Below are 23,214 nucleotides of genomic sequence, written 5' to 3'. Positions count from 1 at the left end.
CTCTCAAAACCCAGTGAATCCTGATCACAGGTGCGAGGTACTTTCATGGATTATCACAGCCCCGCCAGTTTTGCCGAAGCCTCGGCGCTGGCAGAAAATGCAACGGGTATCACGCGGTTTCTTGCGGGCGGCACCGATGTTCTGGTGCAACTGCGCTCGGAATTGGTGACGCCTGATACACTGATCGATATCAAGAAGATAGATGGTGTACACGACGTCACCCGCAACGCCGACGGCAGTTGGACGCTGGGCGTTGCGGTGACTGGTGCCGAGATGAGTGAACACCCGGAGCTCGGCCGCGATTGGCCCGGCGTGGTCGAGGCGATGGATCTGATCGGCTCGACGCAGGTGCAAGGGCGTGCGACGCTGACCGGCAATCTTTGCAACGGCTCTCCTGCAGCTGATTCCGTGCCCGCCATGGTGGCGGCGGGGGTCACGCTGAGCGTCACCGGCCCCGGTGGTACACGTGAAGTGGCCGTCGAAGATATTCCAACCGGCCCCGGCAGAACCTCGCTGGTCAGGGGTGAGGTGATTTCAGCGGTCAACATCCCGGCACGTGGCGAAAACGGCGGGGATGCCTATCAGCGGTTTATCCCCCGGACCGAAATGGACATTGCCGTTGTCGGCGTCGGTGTGAACCTGCGCCTTGATGGTGATACCATTGCCGAGGCGCGCGTGTCTTTGGGGGCCGTTGCGCCCACGGTCTTGCTGGTCAAAGATGCGGCCCGGGCCATTGTTGGAACCGCGCTGGATGACGCCGCGCTGGAGGCGTTGGCCGCTGCCGCGTCAGCCGCGTGTAACCCGATTGACGACAAACGCGGTACGATTGAGTTCCGCACAGAGGTCGCTGGCGTGCTGGCCAAGCGCACCGCCAAAGTCGCCTATGCCCGTGCCAAGGGAGAACAAGCATGAGCAAGCTCCACGTTACGACCACCGTCAACGGCGATGAGGTCGAATATCTCTGCGATCCGCGCGAAACCCTGTTGGATTGCCTGCGGGACAAGCTGAATCTGACCGGCGCGAAAGAGGGCTGCGGCACCGGTGACTGCGGCGCGTGTTCGGTGACTGTCGATGGGCGTCTGGTCTGTTCCTGCCTGATGCTGGGTGTCGAGGCCGACGGTAAGCAGATCGAAACGGTCGAAGGGATTGCCGACGGGGATGTTCTGCATCCGCTGCAGAAAAAGTTCATCGAATACGCCGCCCTGCAATGCGGTGTCTGCACTCCGGGCGTGCTGGTTGCTGCGAAGTCCTTGCTTGAGAAGAACCCCGATCCAACCGAGGAAGAGGCTCGATACTGGCTGGCGGGCAACCTGTGTCGCTGCACCGGGTATGACAAGATCATCCGTGCCGTGATGGATACGGCGGCTGAACTGCGGGAGGCTTCGTAATGGCACTCGACGATCGTAAATCCATCTTCAGTTTTGTTGGAACCCGTCCCGATCGCCCGGATGGGTTGGACAAGGTTACGGGGCGTGCCAAGTTCGGGGCGGATATGTCTGCGCCCGGTATGCTCCATGGTGCGATCCTGCGCTCGCCTCACGCACATGCGCGGATCGTTAAGATCGATGCGTCAAAGGCCGAAGCGCTCAAGGATGTGAAGGCCGTTGTCACGCGTGCGGACTTCGCAGATGTCCCGTTCAAGCCCGGACTGGAAGGTGAATTCTATAACGTGCTCGAAAACGTTATGGCCGGTGAAAAAGCGCTTTATGACGGCCACGCGGTTGCAGCCGTAGCCGCAACCTCCGCGTTGGCTGCCCGAGATGCGCTGAAACTGATCGAGGTGGAGTATGAAATCCTGCCTCATGTCACCGATGTCGACAAGGCAATGGCCCCGGACGCGCCGGTGATCCGAAAAGGCGCGGCGGACTATTCGGTGCCCGCGGGGATGCATCCGAACGTCGTGCGCTATCACGAAAGCGGTCATGGCGATGTCGAAGCTGGTTTTGCCGAGGCCGACCTGATCATCGAAGACAGTTTCACCACAGAGGCCACCCATCAGGGCTATATCGAGCCCCATGCCTGTCTGGCGTCGCTGGGCATGGATGGCAAAGGAGAGTTGTGGTGCACCACTCAAGGTCACTGGATCGCCCAGAAGACCTGCGCCGCACTGCTGGGGATCGAGACTTCGCAGTTGCGGGTGACCGCGTCCGAGATTGGTGGCGGGTTCGGCGGCAAAACCACGGTGTTTATCGAACCGGTTGCGCTGGCGCTGAGCCGCAAGGCCAACCGCCCGGTCAAGCTGGTTATGAATCGCTCCGAAGTGTTCAGGGCCACCGGGCCGACCGCCTCGGCCTCGATGGATATCAAGATCGGCATGAAGAAGGACGGCACCATCACGGCGGCGGAAGGGATATTCCGTCTGCAGGGCGGCGCGTTCCCCGGCGCACCGGGCGACATGACCGCCATGTGCGCCTTTGCGCCCTATGATCTGACCAACGTCCGGCAGGTGGGTTATGATGTAATGGCCAACCGTCCGAAACAGGCCGCCTATCGCGCACCCGGCGCGCCGATGGGGGCGTTTGCGGTGGAGTCCGTGCTGGATGAGTTGTGCAATCAGTTGGGCCTCGACCCTGTCGATGTACGGCTGAAAAACGCCGCTGCCGAGGGGTCCAAGGCCAGCTATGGCCCGACCTATGAGCGTATCGGCCTTGTCGAAACGCTTGAGGCTGCCAAGGCGCACCCGCACTATTCTGCGCCGCTGAAACCGGGGCAGGGGCGCGGGATTTCCTGCGGTTTCTGGTTCAACCACGGTGGCGAAACCAGCGTCTCGCTGGCCTTGTCCGAGGACGGTTCAGCGCAGGTCATGGTCGGCACACCCGATATTGGCGGCTCGCGCGCGTCCATGGCGCTGATGGCGGCCGAGGTTCTGGGCATTCCCTACGAAAATATCCGGGTGACTGTCGCAGATACGGCCTCATTGGGCTATAACGACGTGTCCCACGGCAGCCGCGTGACCTATGCCAGCGGGCTGGCCACGATCAAGGCGGCGCGGCACGCGGTCGAAAAACTATGTGAACGCGCGGCGGTCAAATGGGGTATTCCGGTCGAGGCGGTGAAATGGGAGAACGGCTGCGCAGTGCCCTCGGGCCCCAATGCGGGCGATTTCGACCCGTTGCCGCTGGCGGATATCACCGCTGATATGGGCGCAACCGGTGGCCCGATCTCGGGTCATTTCGAAGCCACCCCGGAAGGCGCAGGGGTATCCTTCGGCACTCATATCGTGGATGCCGAGGTTGATCCCGAGACCGGCAAAACCAGCATCACGCGCTACACGGTCATTCAGGATGCCGGCAAGGCGATTCACCCCACCTATGTGGAGGGTCAGTATCAGGGCGGCGCTGCGCAGGGCATCGGCTGGGCGTTGAACGAGGAATATATCTATGGCGACGATGGCCGCCTGCAGAACTCGATCTTCCTCGACTACCGCATCCCGGTCGCCAGTGACTTGCCGATGATCGACACGGTAATTGTCGAGGTTCCGAACCCTGGCCACCCGTTCGGCGTGCGTGGTGTGGGTGAAACCGGCATCGTGCCGCCTCTGGCAGCTATCGCCAACGCGGTTTCAAACGCAGCGGGTGTGCGGATGAAGCAACTACCGATGTCACCGCCGCGCATTCTGGCGGCGCTTAAGGAAAAATGATTCAGGTGCACCTCTGGTCCAGCCTCCGGTCTCTGACCGGAGGTCAGCAGGTGGTCGAAGTCGAGGCGGCTACCACGGGGGAGCTGTTGAGAGAACTGGTGCGCCTGTATCCCCGGTTGCAGGCCCCAGTTGATGCTGGCGTCTCGGTCGCCGTCGACGGGCGTATCATCGCAACCGGGTTGTCTGAACCGATCCCGGAAGGCGCTGAAGTTTACCTGATGCAGCGCCTAAGGGGCGGTTGAGTTGGGCTGAACCTCGCTCTACGCGAAATTGCGCGACAGGATGAACGCGCTGCATTGTTCGGTCAGATCCTGAAACCGCGACCGCTCGCGGATGTACAGATACACCTGCCTTCTATCCTGCAGGTCCGATATCGGGCGGAACGAAACCGCTTCCGGCAAGAATTCAGTAACTGCTTGCGGCAGCACTGTTATCCATTGCCCTGTCCGTACGAGGGTGACCAGAGAATGCGTGTTGTGAATTGTGATCTCAGCGTTTTCGATGGCAGTTCGGAACGCTGCTGTCCGAATGAGGTCGCAAAGAGTATTTCTTACGAATGGCGCTGTCGGGATGTCGGCGATGCTCAGCGGTTCTGCCCGTGTGATCAGGGGATGATCCGAGGCTGCGACAAGACCAAAGGGGTCCTGAAACAGCGGTATAGTCCGGACCCCGTTCAACGGATGATAGCCGGACGCGATGCCAATATCAGCCTGATCCTGGGCGATGGCATCCAATACCTGCTGGGTATCGGAATCTCGCAATTCGATTTTCAAGCCCGGGAACTCTTGCGTCATGTGGTCCAGCAGCGGCGGAAAGATCAAGGCGCCAACAGAGGGAACTGAAACGATGCGGATCAGACCCTGCTGGGCCTGTGCTGCAGCTTCGATGTTCTGAACAGCCTGATCGTATTGCCGCACCTGACGTAAGCCGAGATCGAATACCTGCTCGCCCAACGGTGAGAGCTGGTTCTTGCGCTCGCCCTCGAACAGTTTCTTGCCCAGATGGTCCTCGAGTTGCTTCAGCGTCATCGAAACGGCCGATTGCGTGCGACCAAGACGGTCGGCGGCGTCGATCAGATTACCGGTTTGCGCTACGGCGCAGAAGCACCGCAGCATTTCGATCTTGATGGCCATACTTCAGATTCCTTGAAGTCTGCTTAAGTTATTTGAGTTTGACTGATGCGTCCTCAAAAATCCATCCTGTGACAAACGAATTCTGACTCTGGGGCGCATTGTGACCAAACTGAACCTGATCGCTGGCGAATGGCTGGCGGGCGAAAGCGAAATCGAAAACCGCAACCCTTCTGATCTGAGCGATCTGGTCGGCATGTTCGCGCAAGCCAGCGCCGACCAGCTTGAGGCGACGCTTGATCAGGCGCGGGTCGCGCAGACGGAGTGGGCGGCTTATGGGCTGGAACGTAAGCAAGCCGTTCTGAACGCAATCGGCAACGAGTTGATGGCCCGTGCCGAGGAATTGGGCACGCTGCTGGCTCGTGAAGAGGGCAAACCGCTGGCCGAAGGCAAGGGCGAGGTCTATCGCGCGGGCCAGTTCTTTACTTACTATGCCGCCGAATGCCTGCGTCAGATCGGCGAGAATGCCGATTCCGTCCGTCCGGATATCGAGATCGACGTACGGCGCGAGGCTGTGGGCGTAGTCGCAATTATCAGCCCTTGGAACTTCCCCACCGCGACGGCGTCATGGAAAATCGCACCAGCGCTCTGCTATGGCAACGCAGTCGTTTGGAAGCCTGCCAATATCACGCCTGCCTCAGCAGTGGCTCTGACCGAAATCATCGAGCGGCAGGATATCCCCAAGGGTCTGTTCAGCCTTGTAATGGGCTCAGGGCGGAGCATTGGCCAACGTCTGGTCGAAAGCCCGAAGGTCAACGCGATTTCCTTCACCGGCTCAGTTCCGGTCGGCAAGGGCATCGCCTCTGCAGCCATTCAGAACCTGACCAAGGTGCAGATGGAGATGGGGTCGAAAAACGCTTTAGCGGTTATGGACGACGCCGATCTGGACCTGGCGGTGACGCTTGCGCTGGGCGGCGCGTTCGGCGGTACCGGTCAGAAATGCACCGCCTCGTCGCGTCTGGTGGTGCACGCAGGCATCCACGATGCTTTTGTTGAGAAACTGGTCGCTGGCGCACAGGCGATGAAAGTAGGTCATGCGCTGGAAGAGGGTACCCAGATGGGACCTGTCGTCAGCCAACAGCAACTGGGCGAGAACCTCGCTTATGTTGATCTGGGCAAATCCGAAGGCGCGGAACTGGCTTGTGGTGGTCAGCGTTTGGAGATGCCGCATGACGGCTTCTACATGTCGCCGGGCGTGTTCCTGAACACAAATAACGACATGCGCATCAACCGCGAGGAGATGTTTGCGCCCCTGACCAGCGTCATCAAGGTCGGCAGCTATGACGAAGCGTTGAGCGTGGTCAATGACACCAATTTCGGTCTGACTTCGGGCATTGTCACCAAATCTCTGGCACGTGCCACTCACTTCCGCCGCACTGCACGCACGGGGGTTGTCACTGTCAATCTGCCCACCGCAGGCACCGATTATCACGTCCCGTTTGGTGGTCGCGGCGACAGCTCTTACGGTCCGCGTGAACAGGGCAAGGCAGCAGCGGAGTTCTACACCACCGTTAAAACTGCCTATATCAGCGCAGGTCCCGTCTGATGCTGATCGACGGGCTGCAATATGCCAACTGGTCGGAGAAGATCTTCCGCCAACTGCGCGAAGGGGGCGTGGACGCGATCCACGTCACCATCGCCTATCATGAGAATTTCCGCGAAACGGTTCTGAACTTCGAGAAGTGGAACCGCTGGTTCGAACAATACCCGGACCTGATCATGAAAGGCCGCTGGGCCAGCGATATCGACACGGCGCGCGAAACCGGACGGACGGCTGTGTTCTTTGGGTTTCAGAACCCCAGCCCCATCGAAGACGATATCGGTCTGGTTGAAATCCTGCACGATCTGGGTGCACGCTTCATGCAGTTGACCTATAACAACCAGTCTCTGCTGGCGACGGGTTGTTATGAGGCCGAAGACACTGGCATCACCCGTATGGGCAAACAGGTGATCAAGGAAATGAACCGCGTGGGGCTGGTGGTTGACATGAGCCATTCGGCGGATCGTTCGACCATCGAAGCGGCTGAGATTTCGGAACGTCCCATCGCCATCACTCATGCAAACCCGCACGAATGGTCTCCGGCCCTGCGCAACAAGCGGGATGACGTGATCCGCGCGGTGACGGAAAAAGGTGGGATGCTGGGCTTTTCGGTCTATCCTCATCACCTGAAGGACAAGTCCGACTGCACATTGGAAAGCTTTTGCGAGATGATCGCCCGCACCGCCGACAAGTACGGGGCGCAGCATTTGGGGATTGGGACCGATCTGTGTCAGGACCAACCCGACAGCGTGGTCGAATGGATGCGCGTCGGGCGCTGGACGAAAGAGATCGACTACGGTGAAGGCTCGGCTTCGAATGCCGGGTTCCCGCCGATGCCGAACTGGTTCCGGGACAATCGGGATTTTGGCAATATCGAGCAGGGGTTGCGCGATGTCGGCATGAATGCCGAGGAGGTCGCCGGCATCATGGGGCGCAACTGGTATCGGTTCTTCGCCGAGAACTTTGGACCGCAAAACCCATGAACACTGCGCACCCAAATATCGAGCGTCGCGATCCCTCAATGGTGATGCGCCTTTCGCGTCTGGGTTCGCTTCACCAATGCCGTCTCAGCTTCATGCGCCAGCTCACCCGCCGGATGGCCGCCGAGCAGTGGGAATTCTCGCGTCCCGTTTTTGATATTGACGACAAAGGCGTGGGTCATGCGGTCTATTCAGTACAAGGCCCCGATCACACCTATTCTCTGGTTGCCTTTGCTCACGATCTGCCACCCGATCAACGCTCGGATCGGGTGATCGCCGAGGCTTGGGATGCCACCTTTGCCCTGTTCGACGGTGTGCCCACCGCAGATGATATCGAACGCCTGTCGCAGAACGTACCGTTGCAGGAGGCAGGTCGCGTGAGCGAAAGCGAGCTGTCGCTGTCGCGTGCCAACCGCTCGGTCCGGCTGTGGGCGCATGTGGTCGACCGGCTGGCCGCGGGTCAGCAGCCGGATCTCGAACAGATCTACAAGGTCGGGTATCTGATGCGGACGACCGCGGTCTACGGATCAGGCAAGTTCGGCGCAGCGGATCGGGAAACGATCGCGGATCGCCCGGAAACCAACGGTCCGTTTCAGGCCGAGATGCTGTCGGTTTACCTGACCCGGGTATTTGTACGCGATCTTGTGCAGCACATGGCGGCAGCCAAGGGCGGCGCGCAGACCGCGCAGCTGAACCCGCAAATTGCCCGCTGGTTGGGTATCGGCAACTCGACGGGGCTGGGAATGGCGCCTTTCATCGTCAACCACCCGATCCTGTTCAACAACTGGATTATGGTGCGCGAAGAGGCCATTGCCCGGGTTCGTTCCCTTCAGACGGCGTCGGACGCCGAAGCCGCTCATTTCCGCGAGGTGTTCGAGCGCAGCAAACTGTCGATCTCGTGGTGGCAGTCCGAGCACCCGATCCAGATCGAGAAGCTTGCCGCACTGACTGCTGACCTGCACGCGATTTCAGCGTATCTCGGCCAGACCGACCTGTCAGAAAATCGGCCCTGGGACCGTCTGATCCTCTGGTCTCAGACCGCGCTCGGCGAAGAAGGGCAGGAATTGCTTGGCTCTCTGATCCTCGAACCTTACGGCGATCTGGTTGATGGGCTGAGCAGTTGCATGGCCGACAGCAACAGCAGTGCGCACGTGATCGATGGTGTGATGCCGGTCGATACGGTACGTGACCTGATCCATACCAGCTTTGGCTGGGCGCTGGATCTGGATTGGGACGCCCACGAGCACTGCGCACGCGCCTGGTATGTATCCGAAGAAAAGCTCGAACCCCGACTGGGTGAACGGTTTGACGAACCGATAGCCGACTATGAACAGCCACTCGCCCCGGCGCGTGATGCGGCGCTTGCCTATAAGGCACTGGCGGATTGGTCGGGTGACGCTCTGATTGCCGACTTCCTGTTGCGCCACCCCGAACATCGTCACACAGTGCGCCGCGCACAAATGAGCCGTGTCGCGCCCTATGGCGAAATCCGTGACAACACGATTGGTGCGGACGTCCTGCCCATCGACATGTTGCGGGCCAAATTGTCGTTCTTCGGCGCCACTCACTTCGATCCCCGGTCGGACCGTTGGGTGCGCATCTGCATGTATGCAGGTGCACCTTATCCGGAGGAACTGACCACGGAAAGCGCCGATCTGTGGGTCTACCCGGAGCTTGCGCGATGAGTTTTTCCCTGAACGAGGTCGAAGCCACGGCAAAACGTGCAGCGCGCGGTGCGGGATACGCCTGGGGTGTGGCTGAAGAGGCCGCAAAGGCGACCCGCTGGCTTTGCGCGCAGGGGATTGACGGCGCGGCAGAACTGACTCGGCTGCTGGAACACGGGTTCGCAGGTTCTGTGGGCGCGCATGTTCCGACAGATTTGCGGGGCGAATGGACCGGGGCCGGCGTTCTGTGCCCGCTGATGACCGGGGCTTTGCTGTCGGATCGATCCGATCTGCTGCAATCGGGTTCGATCAGGATCAGACAGCTTGCATCGCCTCTGCTGCTAATGCCCTTCGCGGCCCATGCCGCGCGCAGCCGGAAGGCGATCGTCAGCGTTTCCGCCGGTGATTTCCTAGCTGCAACCGATGGGGCGCAGCTTTTAATGAAAAACCAATGCCCCGCCCGGGTTGATCTCATTGAGGTTGCATTGGGTGGGTGCCTGACCGCGCCGCTTGCGCGGAAGACACGCGCGGTGCCTGATCCGTCGGCCTGGAAGACACTCAACCGCTTTGCCCATCGCACCTACGCCCCGGCAACCGAGGAATCTCGCCTGCTCGGCGCGGGGGCCGGACTTTCTGACAACGACTGAGAAAGAGACTGATATGATCGAAACCCGCACCCTGTCGCTTGCTGAAATCGAGGACCTGTCATTCCGGGCGCTGATGGCTGCGGGAACGAGCGAAGAAAACGCGCGCCCCTTGGCGGTTGCAACCGCCGCGACCGAGGCAGATGGGGTCGCCAGCCATGGTCTGGCCTATATCCCGATCTACTGTGAGCATGTTCAGTGCGGCAAGGTGGATGGCACGGCGAAGCCGGTTCTGGCGCAGCCGCGCCCCGGCGTCGTAACGGTCGATGCGGCCACCGGATTTGCGCATTCAGCTATTGATGCGGGGTTCGAGGCGCTGATCCCCGCCGCGCGCAGTCAGGGGATTGCCGCGCTTGCGATCCGAAACAGCTACAATTGTGGCGTGCTGGGTTACCATACCTACCGGCTGGCGCAGGCCGGATTGGTTGGCCTGGGCTTCACCAACGCTCCGGCGTCGATCGCCCCTTCCGGAGGGGCAAAGCCAGTGGTGGGAACCAATCCGTTTTCCATTGCGGCACCGGGTTCGGACGGGCAGCCAGCGCTGCTCATCGACCAGAGCGCCAGCACCATCGCCAAAAGCGAGGTCATGAAACACGCCCGCGACGGCAAGCCGATCCCGGTGGGCTGGGCGCTGGACGCTGACGGCAATCCGACCACTGACCCGAATGTCGGGCTCAAGGGGTCGATGGCTCCGTCTGGGGGATACAAGGGCGTCGGCGTGGCCCTGCTGACCGAAGTTCTGGCCGCCGCGCTGACTGGGGCGACACTGGGTATTCACGCCTCACCTTTTTCGGGGACCGCTGGCGGCCCCCCGAAGACGGGTCAGTTTTTCATCGCGATTGACGCATCTGCGACCGCAAATGACGCATTTTCGACCGGAATTGTCGATCTTGTCGAAGCGATCCGGTCGCAGGAAGGCGCACATTTGCCCGGTGACGGTCGCCGGGCAAAGCGTATGGCGGCAAAATCCGATGGTGTCGCTGTCAATGTAGCGACGCTTGCAAAAATTGAGGCCCTGCTCGTGTAGGGCCTTGTGGCGCAATTCCAGGACGCCGGTGAAGACCATCCTGGAAATCGGGACACGTGCGAACAGGGAGGAAACACATGTCAATGAAGGAACCTTTCACCGATCTTGATATCAAGCGGTCATCGGGTGGGTTTTATGAAGGCCACAGCGTCGCGATTGCCTTGCTCAGCAAGTCGATCATGGTTGCGCTTGTCATCTGGGCACTGGTCTGGCCCGCAAACGCGAATGGTGTTCTGGGAAGCCTGAACTCGCGTCTGCTGGAAGACTTCAACGCTTTCTATATCATCATCGTGGGCTTCTTTGCCTTTTTCCTGTTTGTCGTGGCGGTGCTGCCACAAACCGGAAAGCGGCTTATGGGCCCCGAGGGTGAAAAACCTGAATTCTCGGATTTCTCCTGGTTCTCGATGATGTTCGGCGCTGGTCTCGGTGTCGGTCTGATGGTTTTTGCGACCGCTGAGCCTCTGGGCCTCTGGGGATCGAACCCGGTTGTCATCGCCGGCGATGTGGTTGGCAACACCGAAGAAGCACTGCAGTCGGGATATCGCTACACCTTCCTGCATTACGGTTTTCATGCATGGTCGATCTATGTGGTAACCGGATTGTCGCTTGCCTACTACGCATATACGCGCAACATGCCCCTGACCATCCGCACCGCGCTGACGCCGTTGTTCGGCAAGCTGATGAACGGTTTTCTGGGCCATGTGGTGGATGTACTTGGCGTGGTTGCGACCATTCTGGGTGTGTCGGTCACAATCGGCTACGGCGTTTCGCAGTTTATCGATGGCCTTTACGCCATTTCAGGTATGGAATGGATGATGGACATCGGCGGTGAAGGCGAAGCACCTGCACCAAGCACGGTTGGCCTGCTTGCGGGTCTGTTCGTGATCATGGGCTTGTCGATTGTCTCGGCGGTTTCGGGCGTTGGTCGTGGCGTCAAGTATCTGTCGAACCTGAATCTTGTGCTGTCGCTGATCCTGCTGCTGGTCTTTGTCGTCTTCGGATCGTTTCTGTTTGCGATGACGACTTATGCAACCGCATTTGTCGACTACATCCTGCACTTCATCTCGCTCAGCTTCGGGGCCTTCAACCCGCAGTCGGCGGCAGCGTTTGATGCAGCCCTGCCAAGTGAGGCTGCACCATTTGCAGACGCATTGTACAGCGGTGCGACCAACCCGTGGGGTTCGTTTGACGGGTTTAAATCCGGTCTTGAAGGCGATGCCGCGGCGCTGCCGGAATCGGTTCTTGCCTCGGTCTACGCTGCCGGTGATCCGGGTCGCCAATTCGGTTGGCAGGCAGGTTGGACCACGTTCTACTGGGCCTGGTGGATCGCGTTCTCGCCCTTCGTGGGGTTGTTCCTGGCGCGTATCTCAAAGGGTCGCTCGGTCCGTGAGTTCATCATCGGCTGTGTCTTCGCGCCAGCTCTGGTTTGCTTTGCGTGGATGACCATCCTGGGCGGCACTGCGATTGACCTCGAACTGAATGGTACTGCCGAGGGCGCAATCATCGGTGCATCGAACACCGCAAAACTGTTCGTGACCTTGCAGGAAATGATCACTGGCGGGCTACTGTCCGGTATCACGGTGATGTGCGTTGTACTGATCATGACCTTCCTGGTCACATCGGCGGACTCGGGCATTCTGGTGATGAACACCATCATGTCCGGGGGTGATCAGAATATCGGCAACAAGCACAAGATCATCTGGGGCCTGATCCTGACGGCGGTGATCGGAGCGCTGATTCTGGCTGCGGGTGAGAACAACCCCATGGACGCGTTGCGGAACGCGATGATCATCGGTGCGTTGCCGTTCACTATGGTTATGGGGCTGATGTGCGTGGCGCTCGCAAAGGCGCTTTACCGCGACGGTTTACGGCAAAAACAAGCGGCTCCGGCAGAATAAATGATGTGCCCGGGCGGTCGCGATGCGGTCGCCCGGTGCCGTTCTGAGGTTCTGAAGCTGTCTTGGTAACGCAACCGAGATGGTAATTAACCGCCTGAAAGGCCAGCGATATTAGACAGATACCTGATATAGCGACAAGAGGGTTAGGATTTCCTCCTTGTTGGGGCGGCGCTGGATACTTACCTTCGAGGGGCAGCCAACTTGTTTGCACACTGCTGACGTCAGTCTGGCCTGCGCCTGTCAGGCTCATTTCGGAAGCATAACTGTCCCAGAAGTCGAAAGCATCGGTTCTGGCTTGGCGGTATGAGACGATGGAGAGTTGACAGCGGCGGGGTTGGAATACGGTGTTGATCTGGTCGTGAGCGACAAGGAACCTTTGCGCCTGCCATGGAGATTTGAACCTACCCACCAGCTTTTTACGCTTTCGAGTGGGTCTGTGTGATCCTTCGATCCTGTTATTTAGTCAGGGTGCTGCATCTGGTGAACATACCGTATGTCCTGATTTTCGCACATTTAGCATTGGGTGGAGGGTTCACCGAGATCCTCAAATCCGATGCAGATCCAGCCTTTTTGGGGAACATTCACAGTCTGCATTCGAGCGCGTCAATAGTCAAAAGTTTGTAACAAAACCCTAGCTTTGTCCTTGTAATGAGCACAGTTTCTCGGTGATATCTAATCCCAGTTCTTCGGCCGCCATCTCTAGCGACAGCCCGTTAGCCATCGCGTATTTGGCCAGCCGCGAAGAAGCCTCGTACCCGATCTCTGGCACGAGGAAAGTTGCCATGACCAAACTACTCTCCAATGTTGTTTTGCAACTTTGAATATTAGGCTCGATTCCAGCAACGCAAAGATCCGCCAACGTGAGCATGGCACGTTTCAGGATGCGCAGCGATTGCAGAATATTCAGAATGGCAATCGGTTCCATTGCGTTCAGCTGCAGTTGGCCAGCCTCGGAAGCGAGTGTAACGGTCAGATCATTGCCAATCACCTGAAAAGCCACCTGATTCACAACTTCGGGGATCACAGGGTTCACCTTCCCGGGCATAATTGACGATCCCGCCTGAACTGCCGGGAGTCTGATTTCAGCCAACCCGGCCCGCGGACCGCTTCCAAGCAAGCGTAAGTCATTACAGATTTTGGACAGCTTCACGGCAATACGCTTCAATATCCCGGAGAAAGTGACCAAAGCTCCAAGATCAGAAGAAGCTTCTATGAAGTTGCGCGCTGGCTTTAACTCAAAGCCTGATTTTTGGCTAAGCTCTGCAATGGCCAGTTCGGAATACCCAACGGGTGCGTTGACCCCGGTGCCTATCGCGGTTCCGCCAAGATTAACCTCATGCAAGAGCTGCGAAACTTCCTTCAACCGGTCGATATCTTCCTCGATCGTGTTGGCGAAGGACCTGAATTCCTGTCCCAGAGTCATTGGGACTGCGTCCATTAATTGGGTTCGGCCCACCTTCATCACCGGATCAAGTTCCAGCGCCTTCGCCTCGAGCGTGGCACATAAATGGGATTGCGCTGCGACGAAGCTGTCAACATGAGACAAAACCGCAAGCCGCAGCGCTGTCGGATACACATCATTTGTCGATTGCGAGCGATTGACATCGTCATTGGGATGCAGATGTTCGTATTCCCCCGATGCCTTGCCCATCCTGAGCAGCGCCAGGTTTGCGATCACCTCATTTGCATTCATGTTGGTCGAGGTGCCGGCACCGCCCTGAATCATGTCGACAATGAACTCGGAATGATGATTGCCTCCGATGATGTCGTCGCAGGCGTGCTGTATGGCCTGGGCTTTCACATTGTCTATCATGCCAAGAGCATGGTTTGCCTTGCTCGCGGCGAATTTGACCTGGGCCAGCGCCGCGACCAGTTCGGGGAAATGGGCCAGAGGTTGTCCCGAAATCTGAAAGTTCTCGGACGCGCGTTTAGTATGAACGCCGTACATGGCCTGCGCCGGAATGTCCCGGCTTCCCAATGCATCGCTTTCCTGTCTCACAGCGGCTCTCCGTTTTCGGTCACGTTTATCGGGTCCTGCACCCGGGATGCGGGCTGTTGCAAGCTCGGCAGGCGCAAAAATACGTGCTTTAGATGCTATCTGACGCTTTTTAGTGATCGATTGGCGAAGCCAAGATGCAGAGCTACAAAAGGCCAACCTTCCTGGAACTCTGCTGTGATGCGCATATCGACCGGGACCAGAAGTCTCGGCTTTGCACTCAAGGGAGGTTGAAATGAACATATATAAACTCGTCGGGACATCCGCTGTATTGGGCCTGTTAGCCGGGTTTGCGTCCGCTGGGACCCTCGATGACGTGCGCGCGAACGGCAAGGTTGTTTGCGGTGTACACTTCGGTTTGGCTGGATTTGCCGCGCCTGATGATGAAGGTAATTTCCAAGGGCTGGATGTTGATATTTGTCGGGCAGTTGCAGCGGCCGTGTTTGGCGATCCGGACGCGGTCGATTACACATCGGTAACAGCGAAAACCCGGTTTACCGCACTCCAGGGCGGCGAAATCGACATGCTGTCGCGCAACACAACCTGGACCTACAATCGCGATACGGCTCTGGGTTTGGATTTCACTGGCGTCACCTATTACGATGGTCAGGGCTTCATGGTCCGCAAGGACCTCGGTGTTTCAAGCGCAACCGAGCTGGACGGGGCGACGGTCTGCACGTCGACCGGGACAACAACCGAGCTGAACCTCAAAGACTATTTCGATGCCAACAACATGGCTTACAAGGTTGTGGCTTTTGAAAAAGAAGCCGAAGTCGTTGCCGCCTACGAAGCGGGTCGTTGCGATGTCTATACGACTGACGCCTCCGCATTGGCTGCGGCGCGGGTTCAACTTGCAAACGCGGACGAGCACATGATCCTGCCGGAGATCATCTCGAAAGAGCCTCTCGGTCCGGTTGTGCGTCAGGGTGATGATCAATGGGGAGACATCGTTCGCTGGTCACTCTGGGTGATGGATACCGGTGAAGAACTGGGGATCACCTCTGAGAATGTCGATCAGATCAAAGCCGACACCAACAGCCCGGAAATCAAACGTATTCTTGGTGTTGAAGGCGACATCGGGGAGCCGCTGGGACTGAGCAACGACTTCGCATATCAGATCCTAAAAAGCGTAGGCAACTATGGCGAGTCGTATAATCGTCACGTTGGGCCAGACACTCCGTTGGGTCTGGAACGTGGCCTGAACGACACTTGGAAAAACGGCGGACTTCGCTACGCGGCCCCCATTCGCTAATCCCCTCCCCGAACTGCCTCGGAACAAATTGGTTCCGGGGCCTTTTTTCCGACAAGGACATAAAATGGAATTTCTCCCCCGTAGTGAACGCCGCAGAATCGGCCTCATTGCCGGATCAGGGCCCGAGGCCGGCGCTGATCTGTGGATGAAGGTCATTGAAGAAACCAAGGACCTTATGGGTGAAAAATACTTGGGGGATTTGGACGGCCCTCGCGTGAGGATCATATCCTCCCCTATTTTGGGCCTATCCATGGAGTTGGAAACAAACGACGTTGCAGTCTGGCCAGAGTTGGAACGGGTCTTCACGGATCTGGCCAGCCAGACAGACTATATCGCTATCGCGTGCAACACCTTGAACTACTACGAACGGCAGATCAAGGCGGACCCCAGAGAAGCGGAGTTGGTGTCGGTGGGTGATGTTGTCGAAGACTACCTGCGTCGTGAAGAGCACAGCTGTGTCGCGCTTTTGGGTGCTGCGCCGGTCAGCAAGATGGACAGCTGGTCCGCCTATCACAGGTTGTCCAATGAGTTTGAGGTGGAGATCCCAGAGAACCCTGCGGAACTGCACCAGATCATTTATGACGTCAAACGACTTGGAGGAGGCGACCCGAACGTCATCAAACGGTTCGAAGCACTGATCGGCACACTTCAGAGCGACATCGTTTTGCTGGCATGTACCGAACTGCCTCTGATTGAGTTGGAAAGCGATGAGAAAACTTTGGTAGATGTTACCCGTCTTCTGGCTAGAAACCTTGTTGAAAAATCGTTCTGTAAGGCTGAGTGAACATTGAAAACACTTGTTATCCATACCGGCGGAACCATTGGAATGGTTCAGACGCAAATGGGCTATGCACCTGAATTGGGCATCGTCGAAGATTGCCTGAACGAATTGCATAGCCAGGGCAGGATAGAAGGCCAATATGATCTTGTTGTCTCAGACCCTTTGATCGACAGCGCCAACGCGTCACCTAAAGACTGGAACTGGATAACTTCTCAGATCGAAAAAAACTATGATAATTATAACGCCTTTATGATCACCCATGGGACAGACACTCTGTCCTTTACAACTTCCGCGCTCAGTTTCGCACTAGAGGGTCTTGGAAAACCCGTTGTTGTAACCGGCTCCATGCTCCCACTCACGGTCCAACATAATGATGGGTTGGGCAATCTGACCGATGCCATGAATGCTGCCCTCAGGGCGGAAGCTGGTGTCTGGGTTCAGTTTGCCGGGCAGCTCTTGCATGGAACCAGAGTGCGGAAGTCACATTCAACTGCGTTTGACGCATTTCACGCATCTCCGACAAATTTGCCTCCAAAAAGAGATGGGGACAGTTTTAGGGTGCAGCAGTTTGGCGAATACGACATTCCGGTATTAGCTGTTGCGCCCGGTATGTCGGGCAGTGTCGCCGAATATTGTGCCGCGCGCGCCAATGGTATTGTTCTTCGCTGCTATGGATCAGGAACACTGCCTGAAATACCCGGCCTCTACACCGCTCTGGAATTGGCAGCCAAACGTGAAATTCCCGTGGTCGCGGTAAGCCAGTGTTCCGAAGGTGGTATTTCCTTGGGAACGTATGCTGCTGGCGCAATACTGAAAGACGCCGGGGTGATTGATGGGCGCGATGCGACGGTCGAGGCATCTTACGCCAAACTCATGTATGCATTGAGTAAGTTTTCAACGCCTAAAGCTCAATTTGAGTTCCTCGAACGCTCGGCTTGCGGCGAGTTTTCCTGACGCCACCCATTCAGTTCGGGGCGGCTTCCAGCAGGTGAGTGCCCTCTCTGAGTGATCCGCTGATCATCTTGCGAACCTCTGCGGGAATCTGCTCCGCCTCTGCATCGAATAGCCCGCAGATATCCAACGATTTGCGCAGATCGACACTTGTCCCCAGAAACTGCATCACGATCTGCGTCGCCGAAGGGGGGCGTGTCGCCTGTGCGGCCACTCCGGACATGATGCCACTCAGAAAGCGAATTCGATTGGTATAACTTGGATACAAGATAATCTGGATCGCTTCGTTGCATGTCAGTGTTTCCATAGCGGTAATGAACAAGCGATCACCAAGAGTGAAGCACGCCCCTTCATATTTGCAGGTGAATCCGCCGTGACCGCGCTTGCCGATGACTTCGAGCGTTTTGATGTTCATGCTGAATGGGGTGCGATAGATTTTGCTCAGCCCTTTCAGTATTTTTCCTGGATTGGACATCGAGTTGTAGTAGGTGAAGTAGTAGCCTGCATAAGTGTCCAACTTGGACCGCGAGGCTTGTATCACTTGTTCCGCTTTCGTCATCACGATGTTTTTGTCTATCTCGACACCAACGCCCTGTGGTTTCAAGCGGATCAACTCTTTGAACTGACCATGCGGCATGAGCAGTTCCGCTTCTTCAATACCGAAGAAATCGCACATTTTGCGCATCAGTCTAAGCGAGGGCAGTGTCTGTCCGTTCAGATACCGATTGAACTGAGAGCGATTAACCCCAAGCCGACGGCAGACTTCGGCAATAGACTGGTGATAACTGCACAGCAACCTTAGATTTTCTGGTAAATCTCGTGGCATATCCTATCCTTTGCTAGTTGATGCTACTCCTAGTGCAACTAGCGTACAACCCTATCTGTCTTACCAATCGTTATTCTTCAGCTCCCCCCCTAGCGTCCTCTCGTCAAATCATCAGTGAACAGATGAACCGGAGGATGAAATGCAACTGTTGGAAAGCTTATTTGGGGTCATAGGTGACCTTACATGGGGATGGTCGCTCATCCCCATTCTCGTCATTTTTGGGGTGTTCATCACGGTTGCGACCGGATTTGTACAGTTCCGGTTCTTTAAGCGGATGTTTCGCGTCCTGAGCAAAAAGGAAGCGGACCCAAACAAGATTTCAGCGCGCGAGGCGTTGCTGGTTTCGGTCGGCGGACGCGTGGGCGGTGGTAACATTGCCGGCGTTGCAGTCGCGATCACTCTGGGCGGACCCGGTGCCGTTTTCTGGATGTGGGCAATCGCGCTTGTGGGCATGGCGACAAGCCTCGTTGAATGCTCGTTGGCGCAGCTCTACAAGCGTGCAGACGGAACGGGTTCTTACCGCGGCGGTCCGGCGCGTGCCATCCTGCATGGCCTGGGCAAGGAATACCGCTGGCTGGCAATCACCTATGCGGTCTGCCTGATCGCGGCATTCGGCATCGGCTTCAACGCATTCCAGGGCAACACTGTTGCCGGAGCTGCATATGACAGCCTGGGTATCGATCGGATGTGGACCGGCTTGTTCCTGACCGCAATCACCGGCGCAATCGTATTTGGTGGCATTCATCGGATTGCTAAAGCCGCCGATGTGGTCGTTCCGATCATGGCAATCGGATACATCGCGATGGCTCTCATCATTATAGTACTGAACATCGGTGAAGTGCCCAGCGTTCTGGCCAGCATTTTTGCCAACGCATTCGGCCTCGAAGAAGCTGTGGGTGGCGGCATGGGTGCTGCGATTGCTCAGGGTCTGCGTCGCGGCTTGTTCTCGAACGAAGCGGGTCTCGGATCTGCTCCGAACGTCGCTGCGACAGCCGAAGTACGTCACCCCGTCAGCCAGGGCATCACTCAGGCGTTTTCGGTATTCATCGACACGATCCTGATCTGTTCCTGCACAGCCTTCGTGATCCTCTTGGGCGACGTGTATGTGCCGGGTGCCGAAGACATCGATGGCGTGGCCTTGACCCAGCAATCGCTGGTTTCTCATCTGGGCGCGTGGACTCAGTACTTCCTGACTGCGGCAATCCTGTTGTTCGCTTTCAGCTCGATCATCTACAACTATTATCTGGGTGAAAACGCCATGACGGTTCTGTCAAAGAACCCGATGGCCATTCAGGTACTGCGTGTTGCCGTCATGGGGATCGTGTTGCTGGGTGCCGTCGCACCAAATGCTACTGCGGTCTTTTTCTTCTCGGACCCGATGATGGGCGTGCTGGCGCTGGTCAACTTGCTGGCGATCATGATGTTGTTCCCGATTGCGATGCGCATCCTGCGTGATTTCCGCAAGCAGCTCAGCGAAGGCGTAGAACGGCCGGTGTTGAACATCGACGATTTCGCTGATCTGGATCTGGATCCAGAAGCCTGGCCCAAGCGTGACACCAACGCGGCCTGATCGAAAGAAATACGGAAAGGAGCCGCTGCAACGTGGCTCCTTTTTTTGACGCTACTTGGCGCTCTTTCAAGGTTGGTTAGCCGCAGCAAGGAGCCCCCTAGTGAAACCCCAAATCCGGTTTCCTTAAGTAGCCTCAACCAAAAAGTAGGGGAGGTAACAATGGCCGCCATTGACGAGGCGTCACACAATAAGATGCGCTTTAGCATCTATGACGCAAAGTTCAGAGGCATAGTCATGCAGCTCGCTGCTATCGGCGGCGTGACAGCATTTGCTTATTTCATAATAAGCAACACAGCCAAGAATCTTTTGGACCGAGGAATATCCACCGGTTTCGGATTTGTTTCGACGCCGGCCGGCTATGATGTCAGCCAGATGCTGGTGTTCTTCCCCGAGCCCGTCACGCACGGGCAGATGTTCATCGTCGGCCTGTTGAACACGCTGGTCGTGGCGGGCTTGGGGGTTGTTCTTGCAACCATCCTTGGGCTGGTCATGGGCATCATGCGGATGTCACTCAACTGGCTGTCGGCCGGCGTTGCCTATGCTTATGTGGACAGTCTGCGAAACGTACCCGTGCTGCTTCAGATCCTGTTCTGGTATGGCGTTCTGCTGGCGTTACCCGGTGTCCGTCAAAGTATCGGCCTGTTCGGCATTGCGCAGCTCAACAACCGGGGTCTCTTCGTCCCTCAACCGATCGTTCAAGACGGTTTTGGCCTCGTTCTGCTGGCATTCGCCCTCGCGATCGCCGCCTCAGTCGCGCTGGCGGTCTGGGCCAGGAAAAGACAGCGCGAAACGGGAGAGGCTTTTCCCGTGATACAAAGCTCGATCGCCCTGATCGTCGTGCTGCCGGTTCTGACCTATTTCCTGAGCGGTCGGCCGCTTGAATGGGATTTCCCCGTGCAAAAAGGTTTTGGTTTTAACGGTGGCATGGTCATCTCACCGGAATTCACTGCCTTGTTGCTGGCATTGGTACTGTACACCGGCACTTATATTGCTGAGATATTCAGGTCGGCCATCCAGTCGGTGTCCACCGGTCAGCGCGAAGCTGCGGCCGCGCTCGGCCTTCAACCCAACCAGATGATGAAGCTTGTCCTGATCCCTCAGGCCATGCGCGTGGCCGTTCCTCAGTTGACAAGCCAATACCTGAACCTGACCAAGAACTCTTCTCTGGCGGTGGCTATTGGCTATCCCGATCTGGTCGCAACCTTTGGCGGAACGACATTGAACCAGACCGGTCAAGCCGTCGAGGTGATCGCGATCACAATGGGCGTTTACCTGACGATCAGCCTGCTGATCTCGGTCTTCATGAACTGGTTCAATGCGTGTGTCGCTCTGAAAGAGAGGTAAGGGCGTTATGTCTTTTACAGATGAGCTTATCCCCCCGTCTCCGCCACCGGCCAGCGCGCGTGTCAATCTGCTCACGTTGATACGTACCCGACTGTTCGGCTCAATCGGCAGCACAATAGTATCGGTTCTGATTCTATACCTTCTGATCCGGTACGTCCCGCCGCTGTTGAACTGGCTCATCTTTTCGGCAGACTGGATAGGAACATCACGAGAGGATTGCACCAGCGGCGGTGCCTGCTGGGCTGTGATCACCGCGCGTTTCCGCCTGTTCATCGTTGGCTTCTATCCGGCAGAGCAAGTGTGGCGGGTCTGGATTGCATTTACCCTCCTGCCTGTGGCACTTGGCTATTGTCTGGTCGAAAAGCTTCCTTATCGCCGGTATGGTCTAACCTTCGCAGGTTTCTATCCGCTGATCACGGCCATTCTGCTGGCCGGAGGCCTAGGCCTGCCCGAGGTGGCAACTTCGAAATGGGGCGGTTTGCTGTTGACACTGGTCTGCGGCCTGACCGGCATCGTGGTTTCCCTGCCGCTGGGTGTTATTCTGGCGCTGGGTCGCAGGTCAAACCTGCCCGCGATCTCAAGCCTGTGCGTGATCTTCATCGAGTTCATCCGAGGCGTACCGCTGATCACGATCCTGTTCATGTCCTCGGTCATGCTACCCCTGTTCCTTCCACCGGGCACGACAATGGATCAGATGCTGCGCGCACTGGTCGGGATTTCACTGTTTGCATCCGCCTATATGGCCGAAGTCATTCGCAGCGGTCTGCAATCGATCCCGAAAGGACAGTATGAAGCGGCGGACGCGCTGGGGCTTGGTTATTGGCAATCGATGCGGCTGATCATCCTGCCGCAGGCTCTCAAGATCGTGATACCGGGCATTGTCAGCACTTTTATCAGCTTGTTCAAGGATACCAGCCTCGTTCTAATCATCGGGCTGTATGACCTGCTGGGGATTGCAAACGCCACGATCACCGACACCAAATGGATCGGTCTTTCGAATGAGGTCTACGTGTTTACCGCCCTGGTTTATTGGGTCTTCTGCTTCTCTATGTCCCGCTACAGCCTGTATCTCGAAGACAAGCTCCACAAAGGCCACAAAAAGAAATAGGGAGTTCAACACATGTCTGAACTTGCAATTGAACGCGAAATCGACCGCTCGAAGATGCAGGTGAGCGACGAGGTCGCCATCGAAATCTCGAACATGAACAAGTGGTACGGGGCCTTCCACGTGCTGCGCGATATCAATCTGACCGTCAATCAGGGCGAGCGGATCGTGATCGCGGGGCCGTCGGGGTCGGGTAAATCCACCCTCATCCGGTGCCTGAACGCGCTGGAAGAACACCAGCAGGGCAGGATCGTCGTGGACGGGACCGAGCTGTCGAATGACCTCAAGAACATCGACAAGATCCGGTCCGAGGTTGGCATGGTGTTCCAGCACTTCAACCTGTTCCCGCATCTGACCATTCTGGAAAACTGCACGCTGGCCCCGATCTGGGTGCGCAAGACGCCCAAGAAAGAGGCCGAAGAGCGTGCGATGCACTTCCTGGAGAAGGTCAAGATCCCCGAACAGGCCGACAAGTATCCCGGCCAGCTTTCGGGTGGTCAGCAGCAGCGTGTGGCGATTGCCCGTTCGCTCTGCATGATGCCGCGGATCATGTTGTTCGACGAGCCGACCTCAGCCCTTGACCCCGAAATGATCAAAGAGGTGCTCGACACCATGATCGAGCTGGCCGAAGAAGGCATGACCATGCTGTGTGTGACCCACGAGATGGGCTTTGCCCGCCAGGTCGCCAACCGCGTGATCTTTATGGACGCAGGCCAGATCGTGGAACAGAACGAACCGGAAGAGTTCTTCAACAACCCGCAATCAGAGCGGACCAAGCTGTTCCTCAGCCAGATCCTGGGACACTGAGCCCTGTGGGGTTCTGTTGCGAAGTTTTGGTTGGATGACAATAACGCGCTGTGGCAGCG

General features: G+C 57.4%; 20 protein-coding genes and 1 pseudogene. 17 read left to right on the top strand and 4 right to left on the bottom strand.

Going from position 1 to position 23,214, the window contains the following annotated elements; genetic code table 11:
- The first annotated feature begins 45 nt into the window (after positions 1-45).
- Genes RA27_RS08965 through RA27_RS08950 form a run of 4 tightly spaced genes read left to right on the top strand, consistent with a single transcriptional unit; the run spans position 46 to position 3,882 of the window.
- Complete coding sequence (locus tag RA27_RS08965) at positions 46-912, top strand: xanthine dehydrogenase family protein subunit M (protein ID WP_039537430.1); 867 nt, start codon at positions 46-48, stop codon at positions 910-912.
- A complete protein-coding gene (locus tag RA27_RS08960) occupies positions 909-1,388 on the top strand; it encodes a (2Fe-2S)-binding protein (RefSeq protein ID WP_039537428.1) in 480 nt (159 codons plus the stop codon). Before RA27_RS08965 ends, RA27_RS08960 begins: the two co-directional genes overlap by 4 nt.
- Entirely contained in the window at positions 1,388-3,640 is a 2,253-nt protein-coding gene (locus tag RA27_RS08955) for a xanthine dehydrogenase family protein molybdopterin-binding subunit (RefSeq protein WP_039537425.1), read from the top strand. The genes RA27_RS08960 and RA27_RS08955 overlap by 1 nt, the downstream gene beginning before the upstream one ends.
- Positions 3,637-3,882 (top strand): MoaD/ThiS family protein, encoded by a 246-nt coding sequence (locus RA27_RS08950; RefSeq protein WP_039537422.1) that lies wholly within the window; start codon positions 3,637-3,639, stop codon positions 3,880-3,882. The genes RA27_RS08955 and RA27_RS08950 overlap by 4 nt, the downstream gene beginning before the upstream one ends.
- An 18-nt stretch (positions 3,883-3,900) precedes the next feature.
- On the opposite strand, the gene RA27_RS08945 is transcribed toward RA27_RS08950, so the two are convergent.
- Positions 3,901-4,773, bottom strand: a complete 873-nt coding sequence (locus tag RA27_RS08945) for a LysR family transcriptional regulator (RefSeq protein WP_039537419.1) — start codon at positions 4,771-4,773, stop codon at positions 3,901-3,903.
- Between the two features lie 100 nt (positions 4,774-4,873).
- Between RA27_RS08945 and RA27_RS08940 the strand changes: the two genes are divergently transcribed.
- The 6 genes from RA27_RS08940 to RA27_RS08915 all read left to right on the top strand — a co-directional run bounded on the left by RA27_RS08940 (position 4,874) and on the right by RA27_RS08915 (position 12,523).
- Positions 4,874-6,316, top strand: coding sequence for an aldehyde dehydrogenase family protein (locus RA27_RS08940; RefSeq protein ID WP_039537416.1), 1,443 nt, complete (start codon positions 4,874-4,876; stop codon positions 6,314-6,316).
- Positions 6,316-7,293: a membrane dipeptidase gene (locus RA27_RS08935; protein ID WP_039537413.1), complete on the top strand. Its 978-nt coding sequence runs from the start codon at positions 6,316-6,318 to the stop codon at positions 7,291-7,293. The genes RA27_RS08940 and RA27_RS08935 overlap by 1 nt, the downstream gene beginning before the upstream one ends.
- The gene (locus RA27_RS08930) at positions 7,290-8,975 is read left to right on the top strand and encodes a hypothetical protein (protein WP_039537410.1); all 1,686 of its coding nucleotides are present in this window, start codon (positions 7,290-7,292) and stop codon (positions 8,973-8,975) included. The genes RA27_RS08935 and RA27_RS08930 overlap by 4 nt, the downstream gene beginning before the upstream one ends.
- Positions 8,972-9,601: a DUF3726 domain-containing protein gene (locus RA27_RS08925; RefSeq protein WP_039537407.1), complete on the top strand. Its 630-nt coding sequence runs from the start codon at positions 8,972-8,974 to the stop codon at positions 9,599-9,601. The genes RA27_RS08930 and RA27_RS08925 overlap by 4 nt, the downstream gene beginning before the upstream one ends.
- 13 nt (positions 9,602-9,614) lie before the next feature.
- The gene (locus RA27_RS08920) at positions 9,615-10,625 is read left to right on the top strand and encodes an Ldh family oxidoreductase (RefSeq protein ID WP_039537405.1); all 1,011 of its coding nucleotides are present in this window, start codon (positions 9,615-9,617) and stop codon (positions 10,623-10,625) included.
- Between the two features lie 77 nt (positions 10,626-10,702).
- Entirely contained in the window at positions 10,703-12,523 is a 1,821-nt protein-coding gene (locus RA27_RS08915; protein ID WP_039537402.1) for a BCCT family transporter, read from the top strand.
- A 244-nt stretch (positions 12,524-12,767) separates the two neighbouring features.
- Here the strand turns inward: RA27_RS08915 and RA27_RS24685 are convergent.
- Positions 12,768-12,986, bottom strand: a pseudogene (locus tag RA27_RS24685) (IS6 family transposase); the annotation flags it as partial.
- A 168-nt stretch (positions 12,987-13,154) separates the two neighbouring features.
- Positions 13,155-14,762 (bottom strand): aspartate ammonia-lyase, encoded by a 1,608-nt coding sequence (locus RA27_RS08910; protein WP_152610690.1) that lies wholly within the window; start codon positions 14,760-14,762, stop codon positions 13,155-13,157.
- Here RA27_RS08910 and RA27_RS08905 point away from each other — a divergent pair.
- From RA27_RS08905 to RA27_RS08895, 3 genes are all read left to right on the top strand, one after another.
- Entirely contained in the window at positions 14,755-15,771 is a 1,017-nt protein-coding gene (locus RA27_RS08905; protein WP_039537400.1) for an amino acid ABC transporter substrate-binding protein, read from the top strand. The two genes, RA27_RS08910 and RA27_RS08905, sit on opposite strands and share 8 nt — an antisense overlap.
- Positions 15,772-15,835: 64 nt before the next feature.
- Positions 15,836-16,555, top strand: coding sequence for an aspartate/glutamate racemase family protein (locus tag RA27_RS08900; protein WP_039537397.1), 720 nt, complete (start codon positions 15,836-15,838; stop codon positions 16,553-16,555).
- A gap of 3 nt (positions 16,556-16,558) precedes the next feature.
- The gene (locus RA27_RS08895) at positions 16,559-17,506 is read left to right on the top strand and encodes an asparaginase (protein ID WP_039537394.1); all 948 of its coding nucleotides are present in this window, start codon (positions 16,559-16,561) and stop codon (positions 17,504-17,506) included.
- A gap of 10 nt (positions 17,507-17,516) precedes the next feature.
- Here the strand turns inward: RA27_RS08895 and RA27_RS08890 are convergent, their stop codons facing one another.
- Positions 17,517-18,329, bottom strand: a complete 813-nt coding sequence (locus RA27_RS08890) for a helix-turn-helix transcriptional regulator (protein WP_039537390.1) — start codon at positions 18,327-18,329, stop codon at positions 17,517-17,519.
- Between the two features lie 139 nt (positions 18,330-18,468).
- Here RA27_RS08890 and RA27_RS08885 point away from each other — a divergent pair, with 139 nt between their 5' ends.
- The 4 genes from RA27_RS08885 to RA27_RS08870 are packed head-to-tail and all read left to right on the top strand — an operon-like array spanning position 18,469 to position 23,155.
- Positions 18,469-19,899 carry an alanine/glycine:cation symporter family protein gene (locus RA27_RS08885; protein WP_039537387.1) on the top strand — a complete coding sequence of 477 codons (1,431 nt, stop codon included), beginning with the start codon at positions 18,469-18,471 and terminating at the stop codon, positions 19,897-19,899.
- Between the two features lie 45 nt (positions 19,900-19,944).
- Entirely contained in the window at positions 19,945-21,243 is a 1,299-nt protein-coding gene (locus tag RA27_RS08880; RefSeq protein WP_241484036.1) for an amino acid ABC transporter permease, read from the top strand.
- Positions 21,244-21,250: 7 nt separating this feature from the next.
- A complete protein-coding gene (locus tag RA27_RS08875; protein ID WP_039537383.1) occupies positions 21,251-22,351 on the top strand; it encodes an amino acid ABC transporter permease in 1,101 nt (366 codons plus the stop codon).
- A gap of 12 nt (positions 22,352-22,363) precedes the next feature.
- Entirely contained in the window at positions 22,364-23,155 is a 792-nt protein-coding gene (locus RA27_RS08870) for an amino acid ABC transporter ATP-binding protein (protein ID WP_039537380.1), read from the top strand.
- Positions 23,156-23,214: the final 59 nt, after the last annotated feature.

Source organism: Ruegeria sp. ANG-R (assembly GCF_000813985.1).
GTDB lineage: Bacteria > Pseudomonadota > Alphaproteobacteria > Rhodobacterales > Rhodobacteraceae > Ruegeria.
The sequence above is the reverse complement of the archived record's forward strand: the minus strand, read 5'-3'. Positions and strand labels throughout refer to the sequence as shown.

Bases quoted from the DNA above. Each gene is read 5' to 3' on its own strand.
- RA27_RS08890 (WP_039537390.1), bottom strand. From the start codon at position 18,329: ATGCCACGAGATTTACCAGAAAATCTAAGGTTGCTGTGCAGTTATCAC.
- RA27_RS08910 (WP_152610690.1), bottom strand. From the start codon at position 14,762: ATGTTCATTTCAACCTCCCTTGAGTGCAAAGCCGAGACTTCTGGTCCC.
- RA27_RS08955 (WP_039537425.1), top strand. From the start codon at position 1,388: ATGGCACTCGACGATCGTAAATCCATCTTCAGTTTTGTTGGAACCCGT.
- RA27_RS08960 (WP_039537428.1), top strand. From the start codon at position 909: ATGAGCAAGCTCCACGTTACGACCACCGTCAACGGCGATGAGGTCGAA.
- RA27_RS08875 (WP_039537383.1), top strand. From the start codon at position 21,251: ATGTCTTTTACAGATGAGCTTATCCCCCCGTCTCCGCCACCGGCCAGC.
- RA27_RS08905 (WP_039537400.1), top strand. From the start codon at position 14,755: ATGAACATATATAAACTCGTCGGGACATCCGCTGTATTGGGCCTGTTA.
- RA27_RS08930 (WP_039537410.1), top strand. From the start codon at position 7,290: ATGAACACTGCGCACCCAAATATCGAGCGTCGCGATCCCTCAATGGTG.
- RA27_RS08915 (WP_039537402.1), top strand. From the start codon at position 10,703: ATGTCAATGAAGGAACCTTTCACCGATCTTGATATCAAGCGGTCATCG.
- RA27_RS08925 (WP_039537407.1), top strand. From the start codon at position 8,972: ATGAGTTTTTCCCTGAACGAGGTCGAAGCCACGGCAAAACGTGCAGCG.
- RA27_RS08920 (WP_039537405.1), top strand. From the start codon at position 9,615: ATGATCGAAACCCGCACCCTGTCGCTTGCTGAAATCGAGGACCTGTCA.
- RA27_RS08935 (WP_039537413.1), top strand. From the start codon at position 6,316: ATGCTGATCGACGGGCTGCAATATGCCAACTGGTCGGAGAAGATCTTC.
- RA27_RS08945 (WP_039537419.1), bottom strand. From the start codon at position 4,773: ATGGCCATCAAGATCGAAATGCTGCGGTGCTTCTGCGCCGTAGCGCAA.
- RA27_RS08870 (WP_039537380.1), top strand. From the start codon at position 22,364: ATGTCTGAACTTGCAATTGAACGCGAAATCGACCGCTCGAAGATGCAG.
- RA27_RS08965 (WP_039537430.1), top strand. From the start codon at position 46: ATGGATTATCACAGCCCCGCCAGTTTTGCCGAAGCCTCGGCGCTGGCA.
- RA27_RS08900 (WP_039537397.1), top strand. From the start codon at position 15,836: ATGGAATTTCTCCCCCGTAGTGAACGCCGCAGAATCGGCCTCATTGCC.
- RA27_RS08885 (WP_039537387.1), top strand. From the start codon at position 18,469: ATGCAACTGTTGGAAAGCTTATTTGGGGTCATAGGTGACCTTACATGG.
- RA27_RS08950 (WP_039537422.1), top strand. From the start codon at position 3,637: ATGATTCAGGTGCACCTCTGGTCCAGCCTCCGGTCTCTGACCGGAGGT.